Origin of the sequence: Stieleria neptunia, from assembly GCF_007754155.1 — a bacterium.
Classification (GTDB): domain Bacteria; phylum Planctomycetota; class Planctomycetia; order Pirellulales; family Pirellulaceae; genus Stieleria; species Stieleria neptunia.
Map to the genome: position 1 here is coordinate 1,307,935 of NZ_CP037423.1, position 25,934 is coordinate 1,333,868.

The window sequence follows — 25,934 nt, forward strand, 5'->3', positions numbered from 1 at the left end:
TCCGTTCGATGCGCTAGCAGTTCCCGCCAACGATGACGAAACATTAATCGACAACATGACGCTTGCCGAAAAACGACGGTTTGCCGCCCGATGGTGCTGCCTGCTGTGGTCCTGCACATTCTTGCTGAGCGGATGTGGTGGTGACACCAATGCCGATTCAAAGAGCGCACAAACGTTCAAGGACGTGCCCACACTGACGGCCGAAACGATCGTGGTTCAGCTGCAACCTTGGCCGACCGTCGTTCGCAGTCAAGGCAGTTTACATCCCGACGAACAAGTCGTGATCGGCGCGAAAATCGGCGGACGGGTGGATCAGGTGCACGTCGAAATCGGCGACTTTGTCCAACAAGGCGATTCGCTGGCGACCTTGGACCAACAAGAAGCCCGGCTTCGTGTCACGCAGGCCGAGGCGCAATTGTTGCAAGCCCGCGCAACGGTGGGTCTGGAAGCCGATCAGAACGCGGCGGATTTGGATCCACAAAACGCCGCGCCGGTTCGTGAGGCCAAGGCGGTTTGGGACGAAGGCATCGCCGTGTTCGAGCGTGCCAAGTTGCTCAAAGATCGCAATGCACTGTCAGCGGCGGAATTCGATCAAGCCGCTGCCGCCGAACGCGTTGCCGAAGCACAATACGTTTCGTCGCTCAACGCCGTGGCAGAACGGCTCGCCGTGATTCGTGTTCGCGAAGCGGAATTGGCGATCGCCAAGCAGCAACTCGTGGACTCCGTCGTGAAAGCTCCATTCAGCGGGTTTGTTCAGCAACGTGACATCGCGCCGGGAGCCTACGTCGCGACAGGCCAAGCGATCGCCGTGCTCGTTCAAACCAATCCGCTGCGATTTCGGGGTGCCGTTCCGGAACGGTTTGCTCAATCGTTGCGGCTGGGCCAAGACGTTCGTCTGACCATCCAATCGGTCTCGACGCCCGTGATGGCGACGGTCACGCGGATCAGCCCGATGCTGGACCCACGTTCGCGGACGCTGATGTTCGAAGCGGACGTGGACAACGAAGACCAACAGCTGCGAACGGGTTTATTTGCCGAAGCGGAAGTGGTGATCGACCCGGATGCAAAAGCCATCGTGTTGCCCGAGTCCGCTGTGGTGGAGTTCGCGGGCAACCAAAAGGTGTGGAAGGTCGTCGATGGAGTCGCGGCCGAACAAACCGTGACCACGTCGGAATCTCGCGACAACCTGTGTCGTGTCGACCAGGGCGTGGACGTCGGCGACCAGCTGTTGGTGGATGGTGAGCGAGGGATGGTGGCCAAAGTGCTCGCGCCCGAGTTGACACCGAAGCTGCCGGATGCCGAGAACACATCACTGTCGTCTGATGCTTCCGAATCGGTTGAGACGTCCGAACCCCGCGCCGACGCCGCTTCCAACGTCAGGGAAGCTTCGTGAAACGCCCCCATTTTTTCGTCAAGGGAGCCGGCGATGTATTGGTTGGCTGAAGTTTGTGTGAAACGCCCGGTCTTTGCGCTGATGCTGATCACGGCATTGGTGGTCGCCGGCATGGTGGCGTTTCCGTCGTTGGGAGTCGACCGTTTTCCCAACATGGACATGCCGCAGATTTTCGTGAACACGGAATATGTGGGCGCGGCGGCCGAAGAAATCGAATCCGAGGTCAGTAGCGTGATCGAAGATGCCGTGGCGACAGTCGCCGGCATCGAAGAACTGCGATCGATTTCGCGCGACGGTCGTTCGTTCGTCATCATCACGATCGAATTGGATCGCGACATCGACGCGGCGATTCAAGATGTGCGCGATGCCGTTGCCGGTGTGACCAAACGTCTGCCGGCGGGGATCGATCCGCCGATCGTGGACAAACGCGACTTGGATTCGTCACCGATCATGACCTTGGCGGTTTCGGGGCAACGTTCGGCACGGGAGCTGTTTGTGTTGGCCGATCGTTACGTCAAAAACGTCATCGAGTCGTCTCGGGGTGTCGGAGAAGTCTTGATTGCCGGCGCCGCGGACCGCGCCATCCAAGTCAACATCGATGCAGATCGGTTGGCGGCGCATCAGCTTTCGATTTTGCAAGTCCGCGAAGCCTTGGTGCGACAGAACGCCGAAATTCCCGGCGGACGCGTCGACAATGGTGGCCGTGAATTGACCATGCGAACACTCGGGCGGATCGATGATTCGGCCGAGTTTTCGGACTTGGTCGTGTCCACGGTCGATGGTGTGCCCGTTCGATTAAACGATTTGGGAACCGTCACCGACAGCACCAAAGAAGTCCGCACGCTGGCTCTGTTGAACGGACAGCCCGCCGTGGTGCTGGAAATTCAACGGCAGTCCGGTGAAAACACCGTCGCGGTCATCGAAGGAATCAAAGAACGATTGTCGCGCAGTGAAGCCCTGCTGCCTGATGATGTTTCCGTCACGATCATCCAAGATCAATCGCGGTACATCGTTGAAGCACTCCATGAAATCGAACGCCACTTGATCTCCGGCAGCATTTTGGCTTGCCTGACCGTGTTGCTCTTCATGCGGTCGTGGCGTTCGACGATCATCGCGTCGGTGGCGATTCCCGCATCGATCATCGCCAGTTTTGCGTTCATGCGTTGGTTCGGATTCACGTTGAACAATGTCACGATGTTGGCGCTGGTGCTGATGGTCGGTGTGGTCATCGACGATGCCATCGTGGTTCTAGAAAACGTGTTTCATTGCATCGAAGAAAAAGGGATGGATCCGGTCAAAGCATCGATCGAAGGGACTCGCGAAATTGCATTGGCCGTGCTGGCGACCACGATTTCGTTGGTGATCGTTTTCCTGCCGGTGTCGTTTCTGTCCAGCGTGACCGGTCGAATGCTGTTTCAATTTGGTGTCACGGCAACGGTCGCGATTTTGATTTCGATGCTGATCAGTTTTTCATTGACGCCGATGATGTGCAGCAAGCTGCTGCGCAAGAACAAAACGACGGGTTCCGGGGCCGCGCCGGCATCGCGGCGAGGCCTGTATGCCTTGGTCGAGCGGCTTTACCTTTGGATGCTGGCGTTGGCGCTGCGTTTCCGATGGGGGGTGCTGGCCGTCGTCGTGATTGTGATTGCATCCAATGTGCCGCTGAGCCAGTTGGTGCAGCGGGACTATGTACCGTTGAACGTCGATGAATCAGAATTCGAGGTCCGTGCCGAGGCGCGACAAGGCGCCAGCATTTTGGCGATGCGTCAAGCCATCGGCAAAGTCCAGGCGGTGCTGGACGAAGTCGAGGGAATCGAAACGGTTTTGGCGACGGTCGGCACGCGAGGCGGTGGCGATGTGAATCAAGCCGGTTTTTTCATTCGATTGACCGATAGCCAGCAGCGTTCGTTTTCACTCACACGCCTCTGGAACGGACTTTTGGCAGGCGACCCGGGGGCCGCGTGGCGAGGTAATTTCACACAGCGTGAGAAAATGACCGAGATCCGCGGTCGCTTGAAAACCATTCCGAACCTGCGGCTATCGGTGCGAAACCTGACATCGCTTCGGCAAGGTGCACCGGTCGATATCGACCTTGCCATCACCGGGCCCGACGCCGATCGGTTGCTTTCATTCAGCAACGAACTTCGCGAAAAAGCCAAGCAGATCCCCGGGCTGGTGGACGTGTATTCGACGTTGCAGATCGACAATCCCGAGTTGCTGGTGCGTGTCGATCGACCGCGCGCCGCAGCGATGGGCGTGGAGGTGCAAGAGATCGCCGATACGTTGCGGGTCGCGGTCGGTGGCGACGATCGGGTCTCACGATACTTGGACCGCACGGCCGGTGACGCGTACGACGTGGAATTGCGATTGGTGGGAGTCGACCGAAAGGATGTTCCGTCGATCTCGCAGTTGTATGTACGGACCAACCCGACCAACCAGATCGAGCCGCTGGATTCGGTTTCCGGTGTGAACACGGCGTCATCCGGATCGTCGGATGTGCCCGGCATGTCTTCGCTGACACGACTTGACAACGTCGTCACCTTTGGCTTCAGCACATCCGCGTCACGCATCGACCGACTCAGTCGCCAACGGATGGTTTCGGTGCGTGCCAACATTGCGGACGGTTACGCGCTCGCCGACCGTATCGATGCGCTGCAACAAACGGCTGAAGAGATCGGTATCCCGGTCGGATTTAATGTCGAAGTCCTCGGCGGCGGACGTGAGCTGGAACGAACGATTGCGGATTTCGGATGGACATTCCTGCTGTCGTTTGTGTTCATGTACATCGTGTTGGCGGCTCAATACGAAAACATGGTTTACCCCGTGATCATTTTGTTGTCGCTGCCGATTGCCGTTCCGTTCGGTTTGGTCAGTTTGTATTGGGGCGGCGAAACGCTGAATCTTTATTCCGCGTTGGGGATTTTGGTGTTGTTCGGCGTGGTGAAAAAGGCGGCGATCTTGCAAGTCGATCACACCAACGCACTTCGCGGCCAAGGCCTGCCACGTCATGACGCGATCATGCGGGCAAACCGCGACCGCCTGCGTCCGATCCTGATGACCACCATTTCGTTTGTCGCGGGATTGTTGCCGTTGCTGATCGCCACGGGGCCCGGCGCCGAAGAACGCAGATCCATCGCCGTGTTGGCCGCCGGCGGGCAAACATTGTCGCTGCTTCTGACGCTGCTTGCGATCCCCGTGCTATACACCTTCATCGACGATTTAAGCCGAATCGGATCCAGAATGCGGCCATGAAAAAGGGGGCAGGACTGTTTTTCCGGCCTTCCCCGTGGGGGACTTCGATCTCCGAAAAGAGTCCTGACCCCTTTTTCTTTCTACCAGACCTTCGTCAGATCAACCGAAACACAAGGCGGAATCGTCATTGAGATCTCATCATGATACGACTGCTCGTGGTAAACGCCGCCGGTGAGCACAAGTTGCAAAATCGAATGCTCTTCTGGATCGACGATCCAGTACTCCGGAACCAGATTTTGCTCGTAGAGCGTCCGTTTCCGCTTGCGATCGTGGTCAGAGTTGGAAGGCGATAGAATCTCGACGATCAAATTGGGGACGCCTTTGATTTTCGTGGGCGTCAAAATGTGTCGCCGGTCTTTGCTGACGATGACCAGATCGGGTTGCACAATGTCGTGATCGCTCAGCTGGACATCCACCGGAGCGTTGAATACTTGGCCGAGCTCGGTTAACTCGATTTCGGTGTACAGTTGAAACTGAATGCGTCGCGAAACGGTTTGGTGATCAAGGCTGGGAGCGGGATTCATGAAATGTTCTCCTGCGATGATTTCATGACGCAGCCCATCATCAGGGATCGCCGCGTAGCTTTCGTAATCCCACTTGGTCGACGAAGAGGAGGTGGTGGACATGGTTTTGAAAATTGCTTTGGGAGAAAATCGACTGAACTCCATTATATCGCCAACATGGCAGATCATAGGGATACCTAACAACTTTCTCCCCACTGACGGAGTTTACGCGACGATATTTCTGCGTCCAAGCAGCCTTCGCACCCGTCGTGACGAAATCCACAATCGGTTTTTCAGGGAACCCTCCAAAGCTTTCGAAAGACAGGGAATTGGAGCAAATCACCTGCCGCCCATTTTCCTGTCCTCCATCTTCCTGTCGTACTCACCAGCTGATCGAAGGCTCAATTCTTCACTGGATTTCGATCGTTGCTTAGTCGGACACCGATTGGGAGTATTCGTCCAGCACTTTCGCATCGAACTGAAAGTCGTCTACGGTCACATGGCCCCAGCCGTCGGTCGAGTGGTCGACGACTTTAATGAACACCTTCCGACCGACATACGGGGTCAGGTCCCAGGCTGCTTTCTGCATGACCTGGTCGTTGATGCCGCGTGCGACGTCAACTTCTTTGCCGTCGGCGGTGCACAACGCGGCATAGGTGGACGGACCGCGTCCGCCGCCGATCCGGAAGGTCATCGTTCTGCCTTGGGGAATGAATAGCGGCGAAACAATCACGCCGGTCTGCATGTCCGTGCCTTTCTTGGCATCCGCCGAGGGTTCGAGCGTTGTCAGGTAATGTTTTCCCTGCTTGTTGTACTCTCTTTGATTGTGGAAAAATTGGTCTCGGCTGCCGATGAGGTGCCCGAATTCGCCATCGACGACTTTCCAAGGTTCCAGTTTGCCGGACTCGAAGTCGAAAGACGCGGTTCGCGAACTCGGAGTCGCGGCGGTTTTCTTTGCGGGGTTGCCGGGCCCACGCGGACTCACGTTTCCGGGACGGCGTTTCTGTACCGGCGGTGCATAACGTGCCCGCAGTGCGTTCAGTTCCTTGACCACTTCGGGATAATCGTTGATCACATTTTGCGTCTGATTGACGTCCGATTCCAGATCATACAGCTGGGCGGACGGCGCATCCTTCTTGATCTTTCCGTCTTCGATGTCGCTGTTGACCGAACCGACAAAACTGACCGCGGGCGGCCCGGCGAACGTGTGGTCGCCGGGTTTTCGTCCGCCGAATCCGCCGCTGCCTTGGCTGGGGATATACATCCATTTCCCTTTGCGGACCGACAGGTGCGTGCCCTTGTGCGGGGCGAGGACCAGATGGTCGCGGATCGGTTGCTCGGGTTCACCGATGAACGCGGGCAGCATGTTGACGCTGTCAGCCTGCTCAGCCTTGTCCAGCTGTTGCTGCGTCAGTGCCGCAAACGTCGCCAGCATGTCGACGTTTCCGATCAACTGGTTGGACGTCGTCCCGGCCTTCACCTTGCCCGGCCAACGGACGATCATCGGCACACGATGGCCGCCTTCCCAGACACCGAACTTGAACCCCAGCAAGTCGCCGTTTTGTCGATGCCCGGCTTTGAACGCGGCCTGTCCGCCGCGATTGAACATGCCGCCGTTGTCACTGGTAAAGATCACCAGCGTGTTGTCGCTCAAACCGTTTTCTTCAAGACACGCAAGCACTTCACCGACGATCCAGTCCAGTTCATGGATGAAGTCGCCATAGAGTCCACACTGGCTGGTGCCTTGGAAACGCTTGGCCGGCGTGAAGGGGTGATGAATGTTGGTCGTTGCCAGATACAGAAAAAATGGATGGTCCTTGCGGGCATTGATCCACTCGACGGACTTCTCCGCCAGCGTGGTGCCGACCCGGTAATCGTTGAACAACTTGTGCGCTTCCTTCGCCCCGCCGAATTGGTTGGCGCTGCGCTGTGCGGCCTCCGGAGGAATCGGTGTGATCGGCGTGGCGCCCTTGTTGTTCCTGCCCAGATAAACCAACGGGTCGGCGGGATCGCTTCCGACGATGCGATCGTTTTCCACAAACACATACGGAGGTGCACTGTTCACCACAGGCATCCCAAAGTAGTAATCAAAACCGAGATCCTGCGGCCCGGGGCGGAGCGGTTCCTGCCAATCGTTCTTTTCCTGGCCGAACCCCAAATGCCATTTCCCAAAAGCCGCCGTGCTGTAGCCGCTGTTTTTAAAAACATCCGCGATCGTCGTTTTTTCGGTGTCGACAAGAAGCGAAGAAGTCACCGGAGCGGGGCCCCAGATGCCCCTGCCCCCGTTGCCGCGCAGCGGGTATTGGCCGGTGAGCAGCGCGTAGCGTGACGGGGTGCAGACCGCCGAGACCGAATGCGCGTCGGTAAACCGGCGTCCTTCGGCGGCAAGCCGATCGATGTTGGGCGTTTGCACATGGCTCGCGCCATAGCACCCCAGGTCGCCGTAGCCGAGATCATCGGCAAAGATCAGCACGACGTTGGGTGGAGTGTCAGCGGCGCGGCAGAGTGAGACTGTCGCCAACGACAGTACAAGGCTGGCCGAGAGTATCAGGGGAACGTTTTTCATTGTTTGTCGTCTGATCAATTGGAGAATCCGAAGCACGGCGCAGCAGTCGCTATTTCGACGTGCTCAGCCATTGTTCCAGCTCGGCCGCTAACGAAGCGACCAGATCGGGATGGTTGTCGATGACATTTTGCTGCTCGTTGGGGTCGGCTTCGACGTCAAACAATTCCACGGGGTTTCCGCGGAGCGCGAGCAGCTTCCATTTTCCCCGCATGGCGACTTCGGTCGCAAACGGCTTGGGCTTCGGATAGTGGCGTTGAATTTTCTTGTACAGGTCGAGCTGCCAGAACACGGTGCCCCTGGCTTCGTCGCTCGGCGGAGGCCCGCCCTTCATGTGCGGCAACAAACTCATTCCATCGATCGACAATTCGCTCGGCACTTCGACTCCGGCCGCTTCGCAGAACGTGGGCAACAGGTCATTGGTGTGGCCAAACGCATCCGACGTTTGACCGGCTGGAATCGCCGCCGGCCACCGCACCACCATCGGCACGCGAATTCCCCCGTCATGCAGATCGGTCTTGCCGCCCTTCAGATCCCCGATGAAACCTTCAAAGGCAGCGCCGTTGTCGCTGGTGAACAGGACGAGCGTGTTGTCTGCGATCCCCAATTCGTCGAGCTTGCCGAGGATCTCTCCGACTTTGGCATCCATGTGCTGGACCATTGAGCGGAAACGATGCTGATCGTCGCTGATGCCCTCCGCCGCGGTGTTGGACCAGTGCGGCTCGGGAGCGGGCTCATAGGGTTTATGGGGAACCAACCACCAGAGGTTGAGAAAGAACGGCTTGTCCCCGGCGGCGAATCCTTCGATCAGCTCGATCGCGAAGTCGCCGTTGGCGTCGGTCAAGTGTTTTGAGTGATAGGCGTCATCTTCGCCGACGTGTTGGTCGTTGCGAAGGAGCACCGTGCCGCCTTGTCGAAACAGGGTTCGATCTCGCCCCATGCGTCCGCGAACCGGTTGCTGTTCAATCTGGGTCTGATAGACGTCGAAACCGTGCTGGCGCGGGCCGGGCTGATTATTCAACCGCCGTCCCTGATCGTCCACATGCAGCCCACCGAGATGCCACTTACCCACGTGTGCGGTGCGGTAGCCCGCGTCTTGAAGAAGCTCGGCAACGGTCGTCGCCGACTCGGGCAGCCATCGATTGACGTCGTTGAAGTGTTTCGTGATCCCGAATCGCAGGGGATAGCGCCCCGTCAACACCGAGGCACGCGTCGGCGTGCAGACCGCGGATCCCGCGTAAAAATGCGTGAATCGTTTGCCTTCGTTTGCCAGTCGATCCAGGTGAGGCGTCTTGACGGCGGGGCTGCCGAAACAAGACAGGTCGCCGTAACCGAGATCGTCCGCCAACAGCATGATGATGTTGGGACGTGATGCACTCGGGGACTCGGCACTTGAGCTATCGGTACCAAGCAACAGAACCAAGGTGCCTGCGGCGAAGCACAACGCGTGTTTCAAATCGTTCATTGTCTCTTACTTTCGTTCCTGCGCTGCTCTCAATTCGAGCGTTTGGGTTGCTTCGCTGGCCGGTCTTTCCTCATCAGGGCAGTCTTTTGACCCAGTGGAATCAATCGATCAAAGAGCGTGCCGTATCGCTGGTAATCGTTGTAGTCCACCGCCTGGTTTTTCCATTTGCTGAGTTCCTGATCGTATCGGCTGCGCATCGATGCAAGGACATCCGCACTGTCAGGGCTGTTGGCGAGGTTCTTCAGTTCCAGCGGATCGTTTTGAGTGTCAAAGAGTTCCTCGACCGGATCCATTTTGTCGTCGCCGTACCACCAATAGGTGTATTTGTGTTGCCTGGTGAGGCAAGTCAGGCTGTGTGTCGCCAGAGGGCCATACACGTTGATGAAGGACATCTGGTCATGCCCGCCTTCATCCGGATTCTGCAACAACCCCATCAGGCTTTTGCCGTCCATGTTGGACGGGATCGCCAGACCGGCCAACTCCAGGATCGTCGGCGCGAAGTCGATGTTGCCGGTCAATCGATCGCAGCGAATCTGACGTCCGTTCAACGGGCTTCGTGGGTCATAGATCATCAGCGGCACACGAGACGATTCTTCCATGGGCAGGACTTTGGATCCGTAGCCGTGCGAACCGCAGATGTAACCGTTGTCGCTGGTGTAGATCACGACGGTGTTGTCCGCCACGCCCTGTGCTTTCAACTCGTCGCGGATCATCCCCACGGCGACGTCAATCCCATAAACCTGTTGATGGTACTTTGCCATTTCACCGTCGTAGTCTGTGTCATAGTTCCAATCGGTAAATCGAGGGTACTGACGACCGGACTTGCTTTGCTGCGAAAGGTGTGTGCCGTATTCCCGGCCAAAGTTATCCGGTTTGGTGAACGTCTTCCCTGAGTAGACGTCGTCGAAGCGGGGATCGGGGGTCGCCGGCTTGTGCGGTGCTTTGAAACTGATCGACAGACAGAACGGCTTCTTCTGTTTGACCGATTCGCGAATCACATCCTGCCCGAAAGCTCCATAAGACAACGTCGAATGGGGATACTTTGCTGCATACTTCGTCATCGATCGGTTCTTCGCCGTTGCGTAATTCGTCTGGCCGGGACCGCCGCCCCAAAAATCGAAGTCACTTTCGCAAAGCGCCTTGCCCGTGACCACGATCCCAAACTTTCCGGCGAATGCGGTCAGGTAGCCGGCCTCACGCAACAACACGGGATACGAATTCGCCCACACCTCTTCACGCATGTCACCGTGGGTGAAGTTGCATCCGGTTTTGTATTCATACATTCCCGTGAACACACTGGCTCGACTGGCCATGCAGATCGCGGTGGTGTTGTAGTGCTTGTCGAAAGCCACTCCGTCGCGAGCGAGCTGATCCATATTGGGCGTTTGGACATCCTTGTTGCCATAGCATCCCACTGAATAGGTGCTCTGATCGTCCGCAAACAGAAACACGATGTTCGGCCGGGATGACGCGTTGTCGGCCGCCGGAGCCGACGCACAGAAGTTGGCGCGAACCAACAACACGGCCGCGATCAGCGAAAGAAATCTGAAGTACTTGATAGTGTGTTGCATGAGACTCTTTGATCTTGGTGGGGGCCGCTTTGATGCCGGCGCTCCCCCCTTTCCTTTACATGTGTTCCGAGTTGGGCCCATCTTGCCATCAACATACCACGCCGGCACGCGACCATTTCTCCGCCAGCGAGTCCCCGGTCAGTTGCACAGCCATTCTGCGGTGAGCGAGCCACCCCTCCTCCCAGGCTTCGCGTTACGCCCTGCCGCTAACACCTCCTAAAACACGGGAAAGAAATCGTTCATGGCGTAGGGCTTCACGCTGGTGCGGGAATGCTCCTTTTGGATTCCTGTTAGAGGCAACGCAAAATTCTCGTTGCACCACGCATCACCGCGAGGATGGATTACGCCACGGCCGTAAGATTTTGCGACCTGGGCACAACGGGCCGAGCGAACGCATCGATGGCCAGCGAAGTCAATAGTTTAGCTTCCCGCCTCGCACAGGTGGCTGACGCTCGTCCTTCCACCATTGATCGGGGCCTTCGGATTCGATGTCCGCCCAGAGCTGGAAGAGCGTGCGTTTCATCTGCTCCGTTTTTTCCGGCAGCTTGACCGACAGGTCGTTCTCTTCTTTCCAGTCTTTTTGGATTTCATACAGTTGAAATTCGGACAATGTTTCATCGCCGACGATCTTCCAATCCCCGATCCGCATCGCCACGCGGTCACCCGGCGGCGAAACGTGGGTTCGCCAGAACAGCGGGATCTTCCGCTCGACAGGTTTACCTGCAAATGCGGGTAACATACTGACGCCATCGATGGTGCGATCCGTCGGAAGCGGGATGCCGGTGATGTCCAGCACCGTGGCAAAAATATCCGTGCCGATAACGGGGACATCGCTGACCGTCCCCGGCTTGATGTGGTCCGGCCAGCGTGCCACACCGGGTACACGGATGCCGCCTTCATGATCGCTGCGCTTGCCGCCGCGCAAACCACCGGTCGTGCCGCCAAACTTCGCGACCGGACCGTTGTCCGACGTGAAGAACAACAACGTGTTGTCGCTGACGCCCTCTTCGTCCAACGCCCGCATCACCTGACCGAGTGCGTGATCGAGTTGCGTGATGTTGCCCATGTAGGTGCTGTTCTCGTGACCGTCATACAGAGCCGAGAACTGCGGGTCGGTCGCGATTGGTGAATGCGGCTCATGGACCCAAATGGAAAGCGCGAACGGCTTCGAATCATCGCGAATGTCACTCAACCAGCGCGCCGCTTCGGCGGCAACCAAAGGCGCCGAAAATCCCTTCAGTTCGCCGACGGGCGTTCCGTTGCGGACGAAGTTGTTCGGATTCTTGTGGCTCGGCTCGGCATTGTTGTGCGTCGCCATCCAGTAGTCGTAGCCATGATCGCCGGGTTGTGGATACTTTGACGTATTGAACTGTGGCCTTGAATTGAGATGCCATTTGCCGACGTGGCAGGTTTCATAGCCGATCGATTTCAACAGCTTTGGATAGGTGGTTTCGCTGGCCCGCAAGTGGGCTTCGTGATTGCCCGACAAGTGTCGATAGACGCCGTTGCGATACGGCGTTCGCCCGGTCAGGATCGCCGATCGCGACGGCGAGCAGACCCCGCAGGCCGAATAACACTGAGTGAATTTCACACCCTGCGACGCCAGCTTGTCGACGTTGGGCGTTTGGATCAGCTCATGACCGTAGGTGGCCGAATCACCCCAGCCCATGTCGTCGGCCAGGAAGACCACGATGTTCGGCTGCGCCGGTTCAGCCGCGTTTGAGATGGCTAGCGGAGTCAGGAAGAGGAGGGCGCAGAGTGGGAGCGGCGTTCGCATCGTTGGTTGATTCCATCCGAACGGCGGAAGGGGAGGCGGGGAGACAAGGAGACAAGGAGACAAGGAGACAAGGAGACAAGGAGACAAGGAGACAAGGAGACAAGGAGAGGGTCGTGCAGTTTTTGAAGTCACCCTCCTGGCAGGAGGGTCGAGCGAAGCGAGGGGAGGTCGATCGGTGATTCGCGGCGTTCACTCCACTCTTGATGGGCGACCCCAGGCAACAACGCAAACCCTTTCCTTGTTCCCGGGCTCCCGCCTGGGAACACACTGCCATGGAGGCTCCCGCCTGCTAGCTGCCATCGGCGCGTGGCAGGAGCCACCGCGGCCTTGCGTTCCAATGCGGAGCCTTGGAACGAGTTGAACCGTCGTTGCACGGTCATGCAGGTTGCACGGTCATGCAGCACGAATCCCGACACATGGCGATACAGATGTAGAGCCGGCTTCGGGGAGCCTCAATCGGCACGCGTCGAATCTCAGAGCGAGGTTCCAAACCACGTGCACCGGACCCCGCTCCAAGGTCGCGAATGACCCTGATTGGGAGCAAGAGGTGACCGGGTGCACGTTTACGGAGTCTGATCGGTCTCAACAGCGGCCACGTTTGGATTTCGCGTGTGTTGCCAAGGCGATCAGCGATTCGACCTATTCGTCGGAATCGATCGCGTCTTCATAGCTTTCGCCACCTGAGACGGCCGCCAGTTCTTCTTCGTATTTGGCGTAGTCGTCTGCGGTGGCACCATCGGTCGCAAGTGCGTTCTCTTCTTGCTTCGCGCAGCCGGCGAAAGTAATGGCACATAAAACCATCAGCGAAAGGTAAATAGACTTCATCGAGTTCTTTTCTTGGGTTTACAGGTAACTTAAAAGGGAAGAGCCGCCCAGAGCGCAGAGCAGCTGGGCGGCAATAGGGCAATAGCAAGATTCGTCGAACTACTGGTTCAACTGCTCTTCAATGGTCTCACTGTTGGCCCGAGTTCCCAGAGCACCCCACAATCCATAGGGGCTTTGCGAACCTGGGGAAGCGGCACCGGTGCCGTTGAGCCAGACCATCGGGGCGCGTGAGTTGCCCGCCTCAACGGAATCGGTCATAAAGATGACTGCTCCGTCGCCCATCAAGACGTGTGCACCACCTTGATGCCGACTCGACGGTGGGGCAACCAACGTCGTCCCCAACGCATTGTACCGACCACACGCTTCCCGGTTCGGAGGCAGGATGGTGGTGATGCCGGTCATGATCGGGTAGCTACTTGCCCAGCGGTAACCTCGTGCGAAGTTACGCCGGTTGCGCTGTTGCCACTCAGGCAGCCAGAATCGAGGCCGCTCCGGATCAATGTAGCCATTGTCCTGACAGAGCGCGGGGTTGTTCCGCGATGCCGCGAAGCCGAACGGGCCTGAATTTCCACCGTTGTTCGCGACGCCATTGCCGCGAATGTCGCCGTCCTGCAGGTCAGTGATGATCTCGCCCATCGCAATCGTGTTCGACAAGCCGTCGAGCACATCGCGGAACTTGGCATCTTGGTGCGGCTTGAAAAAACCGCGATGCGCGGCTTGGGCGTGGCGTGCTCGCCCCGTCGTGATGTTCGTCCGATTGTTGTTGTACGGAGCGACGTGAAGCAGCCAGATCGAGTCGCCGAGATTCGACGCGTAGTTGGTCCGTCCCAAAGCGGGCAATCCGACTCCGGGATCACTCGGACAACGGTAGGTGGGAATTTCGTTGACCCATGGGATGTACTGAATCCGGTCAGGCGTCGGTCCCATCGCCGGCCATGGCGGACTCTGGAGCCCACCGTCGGTTCGGGCCTGGTTAGGGTTCGAGATTTGATCCCACAGAGCCTGTTGCTCGATAAACGGAGTCATCGCAACCAGGGAGCTCAAACGAAATCGATTGCCGAAGTCCGACGGACGAAACCAAGGTCCCGGCGCAAACGCACCAGTCCACGGCAAAGTCCCCCCTCCATGTCTCGGAATTTGTTTGAACGCCGAGTGATAGTTGTGAAGCGCAACTCCGAGCTGCTTGAAATTGTTGCTGCAACTCATCCGCCGAGCTGCTTCGCGGGCGGCTTGAACAGCCGGTAGGAGCAATCCGACAAGAATGCCGATGATTGCGATGACCACAAGAAGTTCCACTAATGTGAAACCTCGATTGCGCTGTGAGTACTTCATTCGACTAGCCAACGTGATAAAGAGTGCAAACGAAAAAGATCGCACGCCGCCATCACCGGATACCAAGGTGGCTGCAATCACACGTCGTGGCATTCATGCAGCTTGATCTCTCGATCACCTCGCAGCGGCGACGGAGCGCCAGCATTCAATATAGCCGTCCCGATTCGGCAAACAACGATTTTTGCGACGCCACCCGAGCGATTTGCGTCGCCTTGCGGCCGGCATCTGATCCATCAACGTCTGCACGGTGTATCAAACGCCCCTTCGATTGTATCGCTTCGTATCGTTCTACCTTGATTCGCATCGGCGTGCGAATTGCTCAGCCTTCGGCGGCGTCTTTACGCCGCGCATGACTCAATGCCGCTCGACGTGAGAGAGGGCAAACAGGGATTCAGCAACCGTTGGTGTTTCGCCTCGAGCCGTCCAGCTTAGGACGACCGATTTTTCAAGTACGACGGCCCTTCCGGGCCGTCGTCCGTTGGACTCCCGACGACGACCTGGAAAGGACGTCGTACAACGATCCACAAGTACGACGGCGCTTCCGGGCCGTCGTCCGTTGGACTCCCGACGACGACCTGGAAAGGACGTTGTACAACGATCCACAAGTACGACGGCCCTTCCGGACCGTCGTCCGCTGGACTCGCCCCGACGACCTGGAAAGGGCGTCGTACGACGATCCGCGAGTACGATGGCCCTTCCGGACCGTCGTCCGGAGGGCTCGCCCCGACGACCTGGAAAGGACGTCGTACAACGGTCCGCTGATGCACGTGCCTATCAAAGCTGACCGAGCATTACTCGGCGGAAAGGCAGACGACTGATCCATCCTTCAAACAAACGAAGTAGCTGTGGTGGGCGATCGCGATGCCGTCCCAGACCGGCGCGGCTTCGAAACGCAACTCCTGCAACGGGCGACCGTCGTCGGCGTCCAGCAACCAGGCGATGCCGCCTTTCTCACCGGCGTATGAAGCATTGGTGTCGTCCACCGAGTAGCCTTTGAGCAGGGGAACCCCGGCGGCCATCACCGTGTTGTCGGCGGCGACAATCGCGTGCCCGGCAAAAGGCGTCGCAGTCGTCCAGCGCTGCTGCCACGTGCCCATCGCGGGGATCGCCGACTTGTCTTCCTTTTCGTCCATCCCGCCATAGCGTCCCGAATAGACGCTGTAGAGTTCCAACGGATCGAGCCCCCGCCCACGACCGGGCAGATTGCGTCCGGGCGCGTAACCACGGATTTCATAGAACAGCTTGCCGTCGAAGGCGATCACATCGCCCGCCGGACCAGAGCTGAACTTGCCCGTCGCGCCGCCGTAGCGGAGATCCCGATCCACGGTCCAGTAGGTGCGGTGCTGGGGCGATTCGTTCAGAAAGCCGGGAGACGCCATCAGGTGCAGCGTCTTCACCCTTTCGGTCACGACGGGTTCCAGATCGGGATTGAACGCCTGGTTCCGCATGAACAGCTTGTTGGCCGCACAAGAAAAGATGTCGGCTTTGCAGCCTTCTAACTGAAACTGGCCTCGCGCCTGGACGGGAAAGCTGCGTGTGTCGTCTTGATACGGTCCCTGCATGATTTTGCCGTGCTTCAACGCGCCGGTGACCGGATCGAGACCGAACACCGCGATGCCGCCATCCAGGAAGGTGCTGCGTCCGGCGGCAAAGTAAGCGGTGCCATCAAACATCATGATGCTGCCGTGCACCGGCCAGGCCGATTCCAATCGCCCCGCGTCGCAGATCAATCGTCGCTGGGGCATCCCGTTGAACGTCCACACCAACTGGCCGTCGGAGGCTCGCAGGCAAGAGACCGATCCGCCGCGGCTGCCGACCAAGATCAAACCGTTGGAATACGTCGGTGGGCTGTCGATGCGCCCGTCGGCGATGAACGTCCAACGGATGTCACCGTTCTCGCGATCCAGTGAATAAAGCGTGTAGCCGTCCCGATCGGCGACATACACACTGTCACCGGCGACGACCGGCGCAGTCGGATGCGACCCGATATCGACGTTCCATTTGGCGGACAACTGTTCCGGAGTCCGCCCCGGCGCGATCCCGCTGCGTGTGTTGGCGTAGCGGTACGTCGGCCAGTCGTCCGCCGAAGCCGCGGCGCCCTGGCCCGTTCCAAACGCAGGCCCCTTCACCAAACGCGGCTCGATCGTGACGGTGAAGCGGCGGGCGGAATTACCCGATCCGTTGTAGAAACCGTTCACGCCGGTGGCCATGGTTCCGATCGCGCACTGACAGACATAGGGCCCGTTGTAGAGCATGCCGTTGGCGGGCATCACGGCCAGCCCGCAAGTCGAACGCGCCCAGGGATTCGGCGTCTCGGCCGTCCCATCGAGCTTCACAAAGTCGCTGCCGCCCGAGGCGCTGTTGAGGTAGAACCGATGCGTGATGCGATTGCGGTAGCAGCGGTCATGCGACATCGGGCCGGTCATCTCCTGGGCCAACGTGCGAACGACGTCGCCGGTATTGGGATCGCGCCCTTTCAGGTCGCGGCTCCACACCAATCCGTCGGCGACGAAGATCTCGGTGCTCTTCATGTAGTTCGTACCGGCCGGTGCCGACCAGAGCGTCTTGCCATCGACAAGCCGCTTCGCGGTCATGGTTTCACCAATGGCGCAAAACACCAACTCATCGGTCAGCACCAACGTGGGATGGATGTTGGCGGAAAACAGGGCCGAATCGCGGGGTTTCTTGCCGCGCCGGAGCGCCCGCCCCGCAGCCTTGGTCACCGGTGGCGCGGTCTTGATCGGAATCGGCTCCGTCCACAGCACCTCCCCGCTGGTCGTGTCCAGACAGCTCACTCCGCCGGTGCTGTGATAGACCACGCGGGCACCTTTCACCGCGAAGGTGCCACCGGTGTACTCGTCCGCCATCGCCCGACTCCACCGCACGGCGCCGTCCTTTAAATCAACGGCACAAAGCTCCGCACGACCATCGGCCGCCTCCGCTCCGGGAAGCTTGTACGGCGTTCCCTTGATCACATAAAGTGTCTTGCCGTCGATGACGAACTCCGCAGCCCCCTTCGTGTGCCGATAAACCCTTCTCTGAGCACCGGTGCGGATCGCCAACGCCGTGACGGGATCGCCGAAACCGGAACAGACGTAGACCGTTTTGCCGACCGCCGCCAGGCAGCGCTGCTGCTGGGTCGGAATCGATTTGATGCTGCCGGTCTGCCACCGGCTCCATTGCTCCATCGGTCGTTTCCACAATTCGATGCCGTTGAATCCGTCGCGGGCGACCAGTTGGTAATCGACCGGCGCGTTGATGTCTTCGGTCGTCGCCCGATCCTCGATGGTCAGCAACACGCCATCGGCAGAGACCATGTTGGTCAACGAGGGCGACAGCGACTTGGAACGTCCGTATTCCGGCGTGTCGTGCCAGCGGAGTCGCTGGGGCGGGCCGACGTCATCCAGCGAAACGCCGTTGTTGTCCGCGCCGTGCAGGAACTGATTCCACTGGTCCAGACCGTCGGGAATCGGCTTGGCCCGCTTCTTCCAGCCATCCGCCGCTTCCACTACCAAACGACCGCCGGGAACGAGCACCCGCATCAACTCCTCCTCCGGCACCTCGGACGAAGCCTTGGACAGCACCAGATTCACCAAACCGTCGACGTAGGGCAGGTCGCGCCCGTTGTAGCGTTCACAGGAAACCTTTCCGTAAAGCCCCGCCCGCTGAATCGTCTGCCGCGCCGCCGCGACGCGGTCCGCATCTCGCATCAACGCATGAATGACGAACGGTCCCTCGGTCGCCAGATCCGCGATGGACTCTCCGTCCTCAAAATCAATCGCGACGACGATCCCGCCACTGAATTTGAATTGTTCGACGAAACCCTCTTCCGCATCCAGCCTTGCCGGCAACAGACCGATGATGGAGAGCACTGCGGCGATCAGTCCGATGAGTGATCGATCGATTTTCATTCGCATGGTGGCTGCGTCCAGTTCCAGGGCTTCGTTGTTTCGATTCTCAAGGCCGTGCTGCTTGCCATTGAGTATCATCGAAGGCAATGCCCCCAACAAGACTGTGCCGCACCCATGTTGACGTTGCCACGCCCTAAAAGTGAACCCGACTGCGAGTCAATCGCACGTTGACGCTGAGCAATCGAGAGGTCCTCCAGTCTCGGACCCACAATTGCACCCAGCCGCTGTGCGTCGACTGCAAGGCCACGTTCAGCGGGTAGTGCATGCTGATACGGCGGCCATTGACCGCCAAGATTCGGTCTCCGACTTCCAGTCCAACGTTCCAGGCGGCGGTCCCGGGATAAACCTGGGTCAAGTACAACCCACCTGGCGTGAAGTTCCCGTAGACGCCCAAGTACCAGCCACCGAAGTGATGGTGATGGGGATGCTTCGGTTCGACAAAGCCACCAAAATCATTCGCTTCCACCGCCGGCTGTGCTTGAAGCCTCTCCGAAACACCGGCGACAAACGCTGCGAACACGAACACAGAGAACGCGCTGATCGCGAATCGACGCCCTAACATTGACCTCTCTCCTTGTTTGCTGGAAATGAGCAGAATCGGCAGCTGCCTGTTTGCTCGGTGTTGGTTTTGCATGTCTGATGGGACGCAGATCGCTCCCGATCACGATTGGCCAGATGGAATCGCAACTGTCACGATCCCATTTCGAGCCGTCCGGTTGCTGCGCAAAAACACCTCCAAAGACCGGAGGGCTCGCGCCCTGCCGCTAACCATCGTCTCAGCGTGTTAGCGGAACGGCGCGAGCCGTCCGGTTTCCGCCGGCCAGCCGATGCGTGACAATTGCAATCAGACCGTTGGCCCAGACCTGCTCGGCTGGATTGAATGCGACGGCCCCCTGGCAAAGCCCGATCTGATGACCGAAGTGACAAAGCTGCTATCGAAGATTCGCGATGGGGACGGCGCGGCCGCCGACCAGCTGCTGCCGCTGGTCTATGACGAACTCCGCAAGCTGGCCGCGTTGAAGATGTCGCTGGAACATCCGGGCCAGACGATCCAGGCCACGGCGTTGGTCCACGAGGCGTACCTGCGGCTGGTCGACGGCAACGGTGACCGCAACTGGGACAGCCGGGGGCATTTCTTTGCGGCCGCCGCGACCGCCATGCGACGCATCCTGGTTGACAACGCCCGACGCAAAAAAAGAGTCAAACACGGTGGTGACTTTCGGCGACTGGAAGCGGATAATGTAGAGTTGGCCGCGCCGGAAATTCGCGAGGATTTGGTCGCGTTGGACCTGGCCCTCGATCGCCTGAAATCCATCGATCCCGCCGCGGTGGAACTCGTTCAGTTGCGTTACTTCGCAGGTCTCTCGATCGCCGAGGCCGCCTCGGTACTCAGTCTTTCACCTCGTTCGGCAGACAGACTCTGGGCCTACGGACGAGCATGGTTGCGGACGGAATTGTCCGATCCGGAGGAGAGGTAGGAAAAAACAAAAAAAGTTTGGCGTGCATCCCGTCACCGCGACGCATTGAATTCAGAACGTCCCCGATCCTACTGTCACTGAAGGGCTGGCCGATGAATGAACGCGAACTTTTTCTTTCCGCGCTGGAGCTTTCCGACGCGGTCGCCCGGCAGTCCTATCTCCGATCCGCGTGTGGCGAGGATCTGGAATTGATGCGCCGCGTCGAAACGCTGCTGGACGCTCACGAACGAACCGGTGAGTTTCTCGACGCACCGGTTCCGGAACAGCTGGCCGCTGCCCAAGCGAACTCCCAGCCGACTGCCCAGGCCGGCGCAACCGGTTTGGGTAACGCACGTCCGATGCCGCGCCCCGCGAATCAGGATGCGACCACCGACGAATGCCCCACCGCTGCCGATGCCGGGTCTGACGCCACGGAGTTTTTCGCGGCGTGTCCACCCAACTGGCTTCAACCCACGTCCCGCGCCGATTCCCTCGGTCGACTGGGCCAATACGAGATTCTGGAGGTCGTCGGGCAAGGAGCCTTTGGGACGGTGCTGAAGGCATTTGACACGAAACTGCAGCGCGTGGTGGCGATCAAGGTGCTCAATCCCGAACTCGCGGTGATGTCGCCGGCGCGGAAACGCTTTCTTCGCGAGGCACGGGCGGCGGCAGCGATTCGGCACGAGAATGTCGTCAGTATTCATGCCGTCGAAGAGAGCCCGCTGCCGCACTTGGTCATGGAGTACATCCCCGGCGAAACGTTGCAGCATCGGCTGGACCATCACGGCCCGCTGCCGGTCGGTGACGTGCTGCGGCTGGGCAAGCAGATCGCCGACGGACTCGCCGCGGCCCATGCCGGCCAGCTGATTCATCGTGACGTGAAACCGGCCAACATCCTGCTGGAAACCGGTGTCGATGACCACGTAAAAATCACCGATTTCGGGCTGGCCCGTACCGCCAACGATGCCAGTTTGACGCAGAGCGGTACGATTGCCGGCACACCTTCCTACATGGCCCCGGAACAAGCGCTCGGTCTAAAATTGGACCAGCGGGCAGACCTGTTTAGCCTGGGCAGCGTCCTATACCAGATGCTGACCGGACGCCCACCGTTTCGCGCCGCCAGCGCGCTCGCGATTCTGAAACGGGTGACCGAAGACGTCCCGCGACCGATGCAGGAAATCATTCCGGACATCCCCGACTGGTTGTGCCAAATCGTCGGGCGACTTCATGAAAAGCAACCGGAGAATCGATTCGCCTCGGCGCGGGAAGTCGGCGACCTGCTGGCACGCTGCCTGGTCGAACTGCAAGCCTCCGGAAACGTGGTGGCCATGGCCCCGGTCGACAAGCGGTTGCAGCCGTTCAAGAAAACGTCCGCTCCGCGTCGATCGGGACCCGTCACCAAGTTGGCCGTCGCAACCGCAGGCATGCTGGTCCTTGCCGCAACCGTCTATCTGATGCCGGTCCTCCGTTTGATGTGGCAGGGACAGGCCAGTGTCGACTGCCTGAATCGTTCCGGAGAGACCACGGTCGAATTCTACGCCGACGGGCAACTCGTCGACACACAGATCGGGTACGGCGAAGTCGACTTGCCGGCGGGCAGCTATGAACTGCGCGTGCACCACCCCGATTCAACGCTGCGGATCTACGACGTGGCCCTGATCCGCCTTGACTGGCTGCACCGATCACATCAGGTCAACTTGACTTCGCCACCGCAGAATCTGCGGCTGCGGGCCGGCGATCGTGTGAAGTTCCTGGTGTCCTATGTCGAACAAGAGACGACCGCGCCGCCTGCGACCGACGCCGGTGTGGAGGATCGTTCGCTATTGGCAGGTGGCGACCAGCTGTTGACGGACGATTGGATTCCTCTGTTCAACGGCGCAGACCTGTCGGGATGGGAGCCGCATCCTGACGAACTCGGCAGCTGGCACGTCGAGAACGGTCTGCTGACCGCTTCCGGAAATCCCGGCTACCTGTTCTCGACCCGCGATGATTTCACCGACTTTCATCTGCGCTGCGAAGTCCGAATCAACGCCGGGGGCGACGCGGGAATCATTGCCCGATCGCCGTTTCAGCGCCCCACCAAAAACGGATTGCCGGGCTACGAAGCACAGTTGCAGGCCGGCACCGTGTTGGCGGCCGGCTGGCAAACCGGTGCCATCGCGGTCAGTCGGCACGACCGTGGCTGGAGCATCCTGGAACCCTCCAGTCTGGCGATCGCGCCCGACACCTGGGTCACGTTGGAGTTCATCGTGATCGGCAACCGCATCGAGACCCGGCTATCGGGACAGAGGATTGCCACCCATGTTGATGCGCAGCACCTGTTCGCCCGTGGTCGAATTGCACTACAGCATTCCGCCAGCAGCACTCGGGTCCAATTTCGCCGCGTCGAAGTCCAGCTGCCCGCCAAGTCCCCACAATAGGTTCACGCAGGTGTCCATCCTGAAAGCATCGTCCAGACTAAGGCCAACGAACGAACGGTCCGCATCTCGTGCGAAAGACGAGTTCGTCTAGGATCTACCCACAGATTCGGCGGAAGACCCCAAATTGATCGTGCAAAGTGCGCAGCGGTGTCCGCCACCGCCGCGCGCAAGGGAATTGCCCAACATGCGGCGGTTGGTCCAACCGAAGCGGCGAAGGGTCCCGCGATCGATAGGACCAATAGGACAGATGCGACCTATAAGTCCTATGTGTCCTATTGGTCCCATTGCACGATTGTTACCCCATCCTCGGAGCAAAGGCAAAACAATGGGGGCAAAACAATTTTAGGCCGTGATCGTTTTGCCCCCATCGTCTTGCCCATCGTTCGTTGTCCAGTCGAGCAACAAAGACTGACAACTGAGGGCGCATCGGTTGCATCGACCGCTCGGAGTTTGCGAAAAAGCTTCGTCGCAGTTTGCCCTGAACTTCGGACTGTTTTGGAGGAAACGTGCAGCGGATCGGCTGCGGAAATTATTCCCGAGCGTGACCGGAGGTCCAGCAGGAAGCCCATTGACGGGCCAGCTTGATGCCGTCAGTCGCAGCGATCGCAATCGGCTGTTTTTTCGTTACTCCTGGCCTCGCACTCCAAAACGTTGCGGCGCGTGTCCAGCTGAAACTGACAACACGCGTGAAGGATTTCTTCAAGCTTCTTTCGCCCCCGCTGAATCCGCGACTTGGCACCCGAAAGAGAGATCGATTCGCGTCTGGCGATCTCGGCCTGGGAGAACCCTTCCAGTTCGTACATCGAAACCGCTCGCTTGCTGACTTCCGGCAAGTGATCGATCAGCGCCGCGATGCAGGCGGCGACTTCCTGGTTCACGTTTCCTTCGCTGCTCGGTTCCGTCACTTCCAAGAGCGAATCGGATTCTTGAGTCAAGTTTCGCTTGCCGCGATAGTGGTCGGTGATCGCGTTGCGCGTGATTTGAAACACCCAGGATTCCATCCGTTCCGTGTCCCGTAACGCGTCGAATTTCTGATGGATTCGCAGAAACACGTTTTGCAAAATGTCGTCGACATCCCCCGCACCAGGAATTCGAGACTGAACGAAATGGCGGAGCCGTTCACTCAGCTCACGCCAGATCTGTTCAGTCGTCACCGATGGCGGACTGGGGTTCATCGTTGGCAGCAACCAGGGTTTCCGGTTTGTGGTGGGGGCCCGTCCCCGCAGTCACATTTTCGGCAATCACAGCAGCACCCGCAACAACACCCGCAATTGCAGCACCCGCTCATGCCGTTTGAGCATTCAAAGGAACATTTTGACGTTTGGTCGGACATTTTTTCTCCTCACATGGACGGTGAATTCGGGCAACCGTTTGCCCTTACACCACATGGACGGGCCATCCCGGAAAAAGACGCATTGCTGGGTCGCCGATAAATGGAGACGCGGGATCGTGCCGGGCCGGGGAGAGCTGATGAAACGGAAGACACGCAAATGGCAAAACGATGGGGGCAAAACAATGGCAGTCTGGGATTGTTTTGCCCCCATCGTTTTGCCCCTCTTTTTGGGCCCGATTTGGGAAATAGGTAAAACCTACGGATCAGCATCGGTAGAACAATCCGTGGGTCTGCCTCTCGCATCATCACACTCTGGATCCGAGCGAAATTCTAGGCAGATCGAAGGGCTGAACACGTTCACTTGCCGCTTCCGTCAAGATCGACCTTGCGGGTGCGCTTCAAGGCCTGTTCGGGATCGGAAACGATGGCGGCGGGCTGGTGCTGCGGTGCGTTGGTGACGATTTCGAACGCCCAGGCGTACTGGCTGGTGCCAACCTCACTCGGCGGTGTGATGCGGAGTCCCTCGGTTCCGATGGACCAATCGACCGCGGACTTGCTGCCGATCAACCGGACGGAGTTCACGTCCGACGCCTGCCAGCCGGCGGTGGCTTCGATCGTGAAGGGGGCCGAGGGTCTTGCCAGTTTGATGGCGTACAGCGTGTTCCCCTTGGTCGTAAAAGCGAGGCGTTCATTTTCTTGAGCGTTCACTTTCCAATAACGCGTGCCATAGATGGCGTCGCCGTTGATCTTCAACCAGTCTCCCATCGCGCGAAGCCGCTCGACCTGCTGGGCAACCAGCGTGCCGTCCGCTTTCGGTCCGATGTTGATCAGGAAGTTGCCGTTGCGGCTGACCACTTCGACCATTTCATGGATGACACCTTCAACCGTTTTGTATCGATCGCCTTTGAGATAACCGAAGGACGTGCCGAACGTCGTGCAGCTCTGCCACTTCGGGCCGATCACCTTGAGCTTCAGGTTGTCCTTCTCCAAACAGCCGACGCCGTCGGGCCAGTTGCGGTTAGCGCCTTTGTTGTTGCAGTACACTTCCTGGCCGCGGGCCGCAGCGTCGTTCATGAAGTCGGTGATCATGAGGCGGACTTGATCGTCGAAGTACTTGATCTCGGACTTCATCTTTCCGTTGCGGACCTGATTGCCGTCGCGGGTGTAGATCGGAAAGTCGTCGACCCACAGAAAATCCGGGTGATACTTCTCTTGAATCTCCTTCCATCTGGCGACGTAGTCGTCGACGAACGCCTTGTCGTAGTGGAACGGCCCGTATAGCGACGCCGCCTCGGGGACGCGACGAATCTCTTCGGCGATATCGTCGCGCGGCTCGCTGTGAACGACGTATTTGTCTTTGGCAAAGAAACCGGTATGCCGCTCGCGATGGTACGACGGCGCGTACTTGAGGCCGCGCTTGCGAACCGCCTGGCCAAGCTCACCGACCAGGTCCCGTTTCGGCCCCATGCGGACGGCGTTCCACGGTGTCAGATCGGAATCCCAATTGGCCCAGCCGTCGTGATGTTCCGCCGTCAGCACGACATAGCGGGCACCGACGTCGTCAAATAACTCCGCCCACGCGTCCGGATCCCACTTCTCGGCTTTGAACTCGGGGAGGATGTCCTTGTAGCCGAACTCCGGCGGCGTCGCGCCCCAGCGCTGTTTCATGTAGGGGTAATAATGCGCCGAGTCTTCATAGAGTAACTTCGGCACATGCTCGGCGTATCCCCGGTTGCCCTTGCGGTAACCGATCGCACTGTACGGTCCCCAGTGGATGAAGATGCCGATCTTGCCATCATCAAACCACGCCGGAACCGGCATCGTTTGAAGTGATTCCCAGGTGCCGTCATAGCGCGGCTCGGCCGCCATCATGACCTTCGTCTGGAAACAGACCGATGCCAGCACGACGAAAAGAATTGTTCTTGATGTTTGACTCATCGCTGCAAACCACTCACTGATATGACTCCGGCACGGATTCGATCATCGCCTTCGGTATTGGTTATACACAAGCCGCGAAGACGGCCGCGGCAAAACACGTCGTCGCCCGCCAAGAAGTCTGGGACCGGGGGCTCCGGGTGTCAGCAGCAGGCCGCGGCAAGACTCTACGGCGGCCAAAGTCCCTTCATTCGCAC

At 58.9% G+C, this 25,934-nt stretch carries 15 protein-coding genes; 4 read left to right on the forward strand and 11 right to left on the reverse strand.

Features of this window, described 5'->3' with window-relative positions; all coding sequences use genetic code 11:
* Positions 1 to 55: 55 nt before the first annotated feature.
* Both Enr13x_RS04610 and Enr13x_RS04615 read left to right on the forward strand, forming a co-directional pair.
* Positions 56 to 1,393 (forward strand): efflux RND transporter periplasmic adaptor subunit, encoded by a 1,338-nt coding sequence (locus Enr13x_RS04610; protein WP_145384930.1) that lies wholly within the window; start codon positions 56 to 58, stop codon positions 1,391 to 1,393.
* Between the two features lie 33 nt (positions 1,394 to 1,426).
* A complete protein-coding gene (locus Enr13x_RS04615; protein WP_145384931.1) occupies positions 1,427 to 4,645 on the forward strand; it encodes an efflux RND transporter permease subunit in 3,219 nt (1,072 codons plus the stop codon).
* 80 nt (positions 4,646 to 4,725) lie between these two features.
* Here Enr13x_RS04615 and Enr13x_RS04620 read toward each other — a convergent pair whose 3' ends face one another.
* From Enr13x_RS04620 to Enr13x_RS04660, 9 genes are all read right to left on the reverse strand, one after another.
* A complete protein-coding gene (locus tag Enr13x_RS04620) occupies positions 4,726 to 5,271 on the reverse strand; it encodes a Uma2 family endonuclease (protein WP_197455782.1) in 546 nt (181 codons plus the stop codon).
* 307 nt (positions 5,272 to 5,578) lie between these two features.
* Positions 5,579 to 7,714 carry a sulfatase family protein gene (locus Enr13x_RS04625; RefSeq protein ID WP_145384933.1) on the reverse strand — a complete coding sequence of 712 codons (2,136 nt, stop codon included), beginning with the start codon at positions 7,712 to 7,714 and terminating at the stop codon, positions 5,579 to 5,581.
* 49 nt (positions 7,715 to 7,763) lie between these two features.
* Positions 7,764 to 9,176, reverse strand: a complete 1,413-nt coding sequence (locus Enr13x_RS04630) for a sulfatase family protein (protein WP_145384934.1) — start codon at positions 9,174 to 9,176, stop codon at positions 7,764 to 7,766.
* 29 nt (positions 9,177 to 9,205) lie between these two features.
* Entirely contained in the window at positions 9,206 to 10,747 is a 1,542-nt protein-coding gene (locus Enr13x_RS04635) for a sulfatase family protein (protein ID WP_197455783.1), read from the reverse strand.
* 412 nt (positions 10,748 to 11,159) lie between these two features.
* Positions 11,160 to 12,524: a sulfatase family protein gene (locus Enr13x_RS04640; RefSeq protein WP_145384935.1), complete on the reverse strand. Its 1,365-nt coding sequence runs from the start codon at positions 12,522 to 12,524 to the stop codon at positions 11,160 to 11,162.
* A 639-nt stretch (positions 12,525 to 13,163) separates the two neighbouring features.
* Complete coding sequence (locus Enr13x_RS04645) at positions 13,164 to 13,349, reverse strand: hypothetical protein (protein ID WP_145384936.1); 186 nt, start codon at positions 13,347 to 13,349, stop codon at positions 13,164 to 13,166.
* A 99-nt stretch (positions 13,350 to 13,448) separates the two neighbouring features.
* Positions 13,449 to 14,681, reverse strand: a complete 1,233-nt coding sequence (locus Enr13x_RS04650) for a DUF1559 domain-containing protein (RefSeq protein WP_145384937.1) — start codon at positions 14,679 to 14,681, stop codon at positions 13,449 to 13,451.
* A 791-nt stretch (positions 14,682 to 15,472) separates the two neighbouring features.
* Positions 15,473 to 18,670 (reverse strand): outer membrane protein assembly factor BamB family protein, encoded by a 3,198-nt coding sequence (locus tag Enr13x_RS04655; RefSeq protein ID WP_145384938.1) that lies wholly within the window; start codon positions 18,668 to 18,670, stop codon positions 15,473 to 15,475.
* 55 nt (positions 18,671 to 18,725) lie between these two features.
* Complete coding sequence (locus Enr13x_RS04660) at positions 18,726 to 19,154, reverse strand: PDZ domain-containing protein (protein ID WP_197455784.1); 429 nt, start codon at positions 19,152 to 19,154, stop codon at positions 18,726 to 18,728.
* A gap of 265 nt (positions 19,155 to 19,419) precedes the next feature.
* On the opposite strand from Enr13x_RS04660, the gene Enr13x_RS04665 reads away from it, so the two are divergent.
* Together Enr13x_RS04665 and Enr13x_RS04670 are read left to right on the forward strand one after the other, a co-directional pair.
* Positions 19,420 to 20,070 carry an ECF-type sigma factor gene (locus Enr13x_RS04665; RefSeq protein WP_315857010.1) on the forward strand — a complete coding sequence of 217 codons (651 nt, stop codon included), beginning with the start codon at positions 19,420 to 19,422 and terminating at the stop codon, positions 20,068 to 20,070.
* A gap of 92 nt (positions 20,071 to 20,162) precedes the next feature.
* The gene (locus Enr13x_RS04670) at positions 20,163 to 22,469 is read left to right on the forward strand and encodes a protein kinase domain-containing protein (RefSeq protein WP_145384940.1); all 2,307 of its coding nucleotides are present in this window, start codon (positions 20,163 to 20,165) and stop codon (positions 22,467 to 22,469) included.
* Positions 22,470 to 23,059: 590 nt separating this feature from the next.
* Here Enr13x_RS04670 and sigZ read toward each other — a convergent pair.
* Complete coding sequence (sigZ, locus tag Enr13x_RS04675) at positions 23,060 to 23,644, reverse strand: RNA polymerase sigma factor SigZ (protein ID WP_145384941.1); 585 nt, start codon at positions 23,642 to 23,644, stop codon at positions 23,060 to 23,062.
* 515 nt (positions 23,645 to 24,159) lie between these two features.
* Positions 24,160 to 25,740, reverse strand: a complete 1,581-nt coding sequence (locus tag Enr13x_RS04680) for an alpha-L-fucosidase (protein ID WP_145384942.1) — start codon at positions 25,738 to 25,740, stop codon at positions 24,160 to 24,162.
* Between the last annotated feature and the right edge of the window lie 194 nt (positions 25,741 to 25,934).

Coding starts and splice junctions, on each gene's coding strand:
- Enr13x_RS04640 (WP_145384935.1), bottom strand. CDS start 12,524: ATGCGAACGCCGCTCCCACTCTGCGCCCTCCTCTTCCTGACTCCGCTA.
- Enr13x_RS04610 (WP_145384930.1), top strand. CDS start 56: ATGACGCTTGCCGAAAAACGACGGTTTGCCGCCCGATGGTGCTGCCTG.
- Enr13x_RS04670 (WP_145384940.1), top strand. CDS start 20,163: ATGAATGAACGCGAACTTTTTCTTTCCGCGCTGGAGCTTTCCGACGCG.
- sigZ (WP_145384941.1), bottom strand. CDS start 23,644: ATGAACCCCAGTCCGCCATCGGTGACGACTGAACAGATCTGGCGTGAG.
- Enr13x_RS04615 (WP_145384931.1), top strand. CDS start 1,427: ATGTATTGGTTGGCTGAAGTTTGTGTGAAACGCCCGGTCTTTGCGCTG.
- Enr13x_RS04635 (WP_197455783.1), bottom strand. CDS start 10,747: ATGCAACACACTATCAAGTACTTCAGATTTCTTTCGCTGATCGCGGCC.
- Enr13x_RS04625 (WP_145384933.1), bottom strand. CDS start 7,714: ATGAAAAACGTTCCCCTGATACTCTCGGCCAGCCTTGTACTGTCGTTG.
- Enr13x_RS04660 (WP_197455784.1), bottom strand. CDS start 19,154: ATGTTAGGGCGTCGATTCGCGATCAGCGCGTTCTCTGTGTTCGTGTTC.
- Enr13x_RS04655 (WP_145384938.1), bottom strand. CDS start 18,670: ATGATACTCAATGGCAAGCAGCACGGCCTTGAGAATCGAAACAACGAA.
- Enr13x_RS04665 (WP_315857010.1), top strand. CDS start 19,420: ATGCGTGACAATTGCAATCAGACCGTTGGCCCAGACCTGCTCGGCTGG.
- Enr13x_RS04630 (WP_145384934.1), bottom strand. CDS start 9,176: ATGAACGATTTGAAACACGCGTTGTGCTTCGCCGCAGGCACCTTGGTT.
- Enr13x_RS04620 (WP_197455782.1), bottom strand. CDS start 5,271: ATGTCCACCACCTCCTCTTCGTCGACCAAGTGGGATTACGAAAGCTAC.
- Enr13x_RS04645 (WP_145384936.1), bottom strand. CDS start 13,349: ATGAAGTCTATTTACCTTTCGCTGATGGTTTTATGTGCCATTACTTTC.
- Enr13x_RS04650 (WP_145384937.1), bottom strand. CDS start 14,681: ATGAAGTACTCACAGCGCAATCGAGGTTTCACATTAGTGGAACTTCTT.
- Enr13x_RS04680 (WP_145384942.1), bottom strand. CDS start 25,740: ATGAGTCAAACATCAAGAACAATTCTTTTCGTCGTGCTGGCATCGGTC.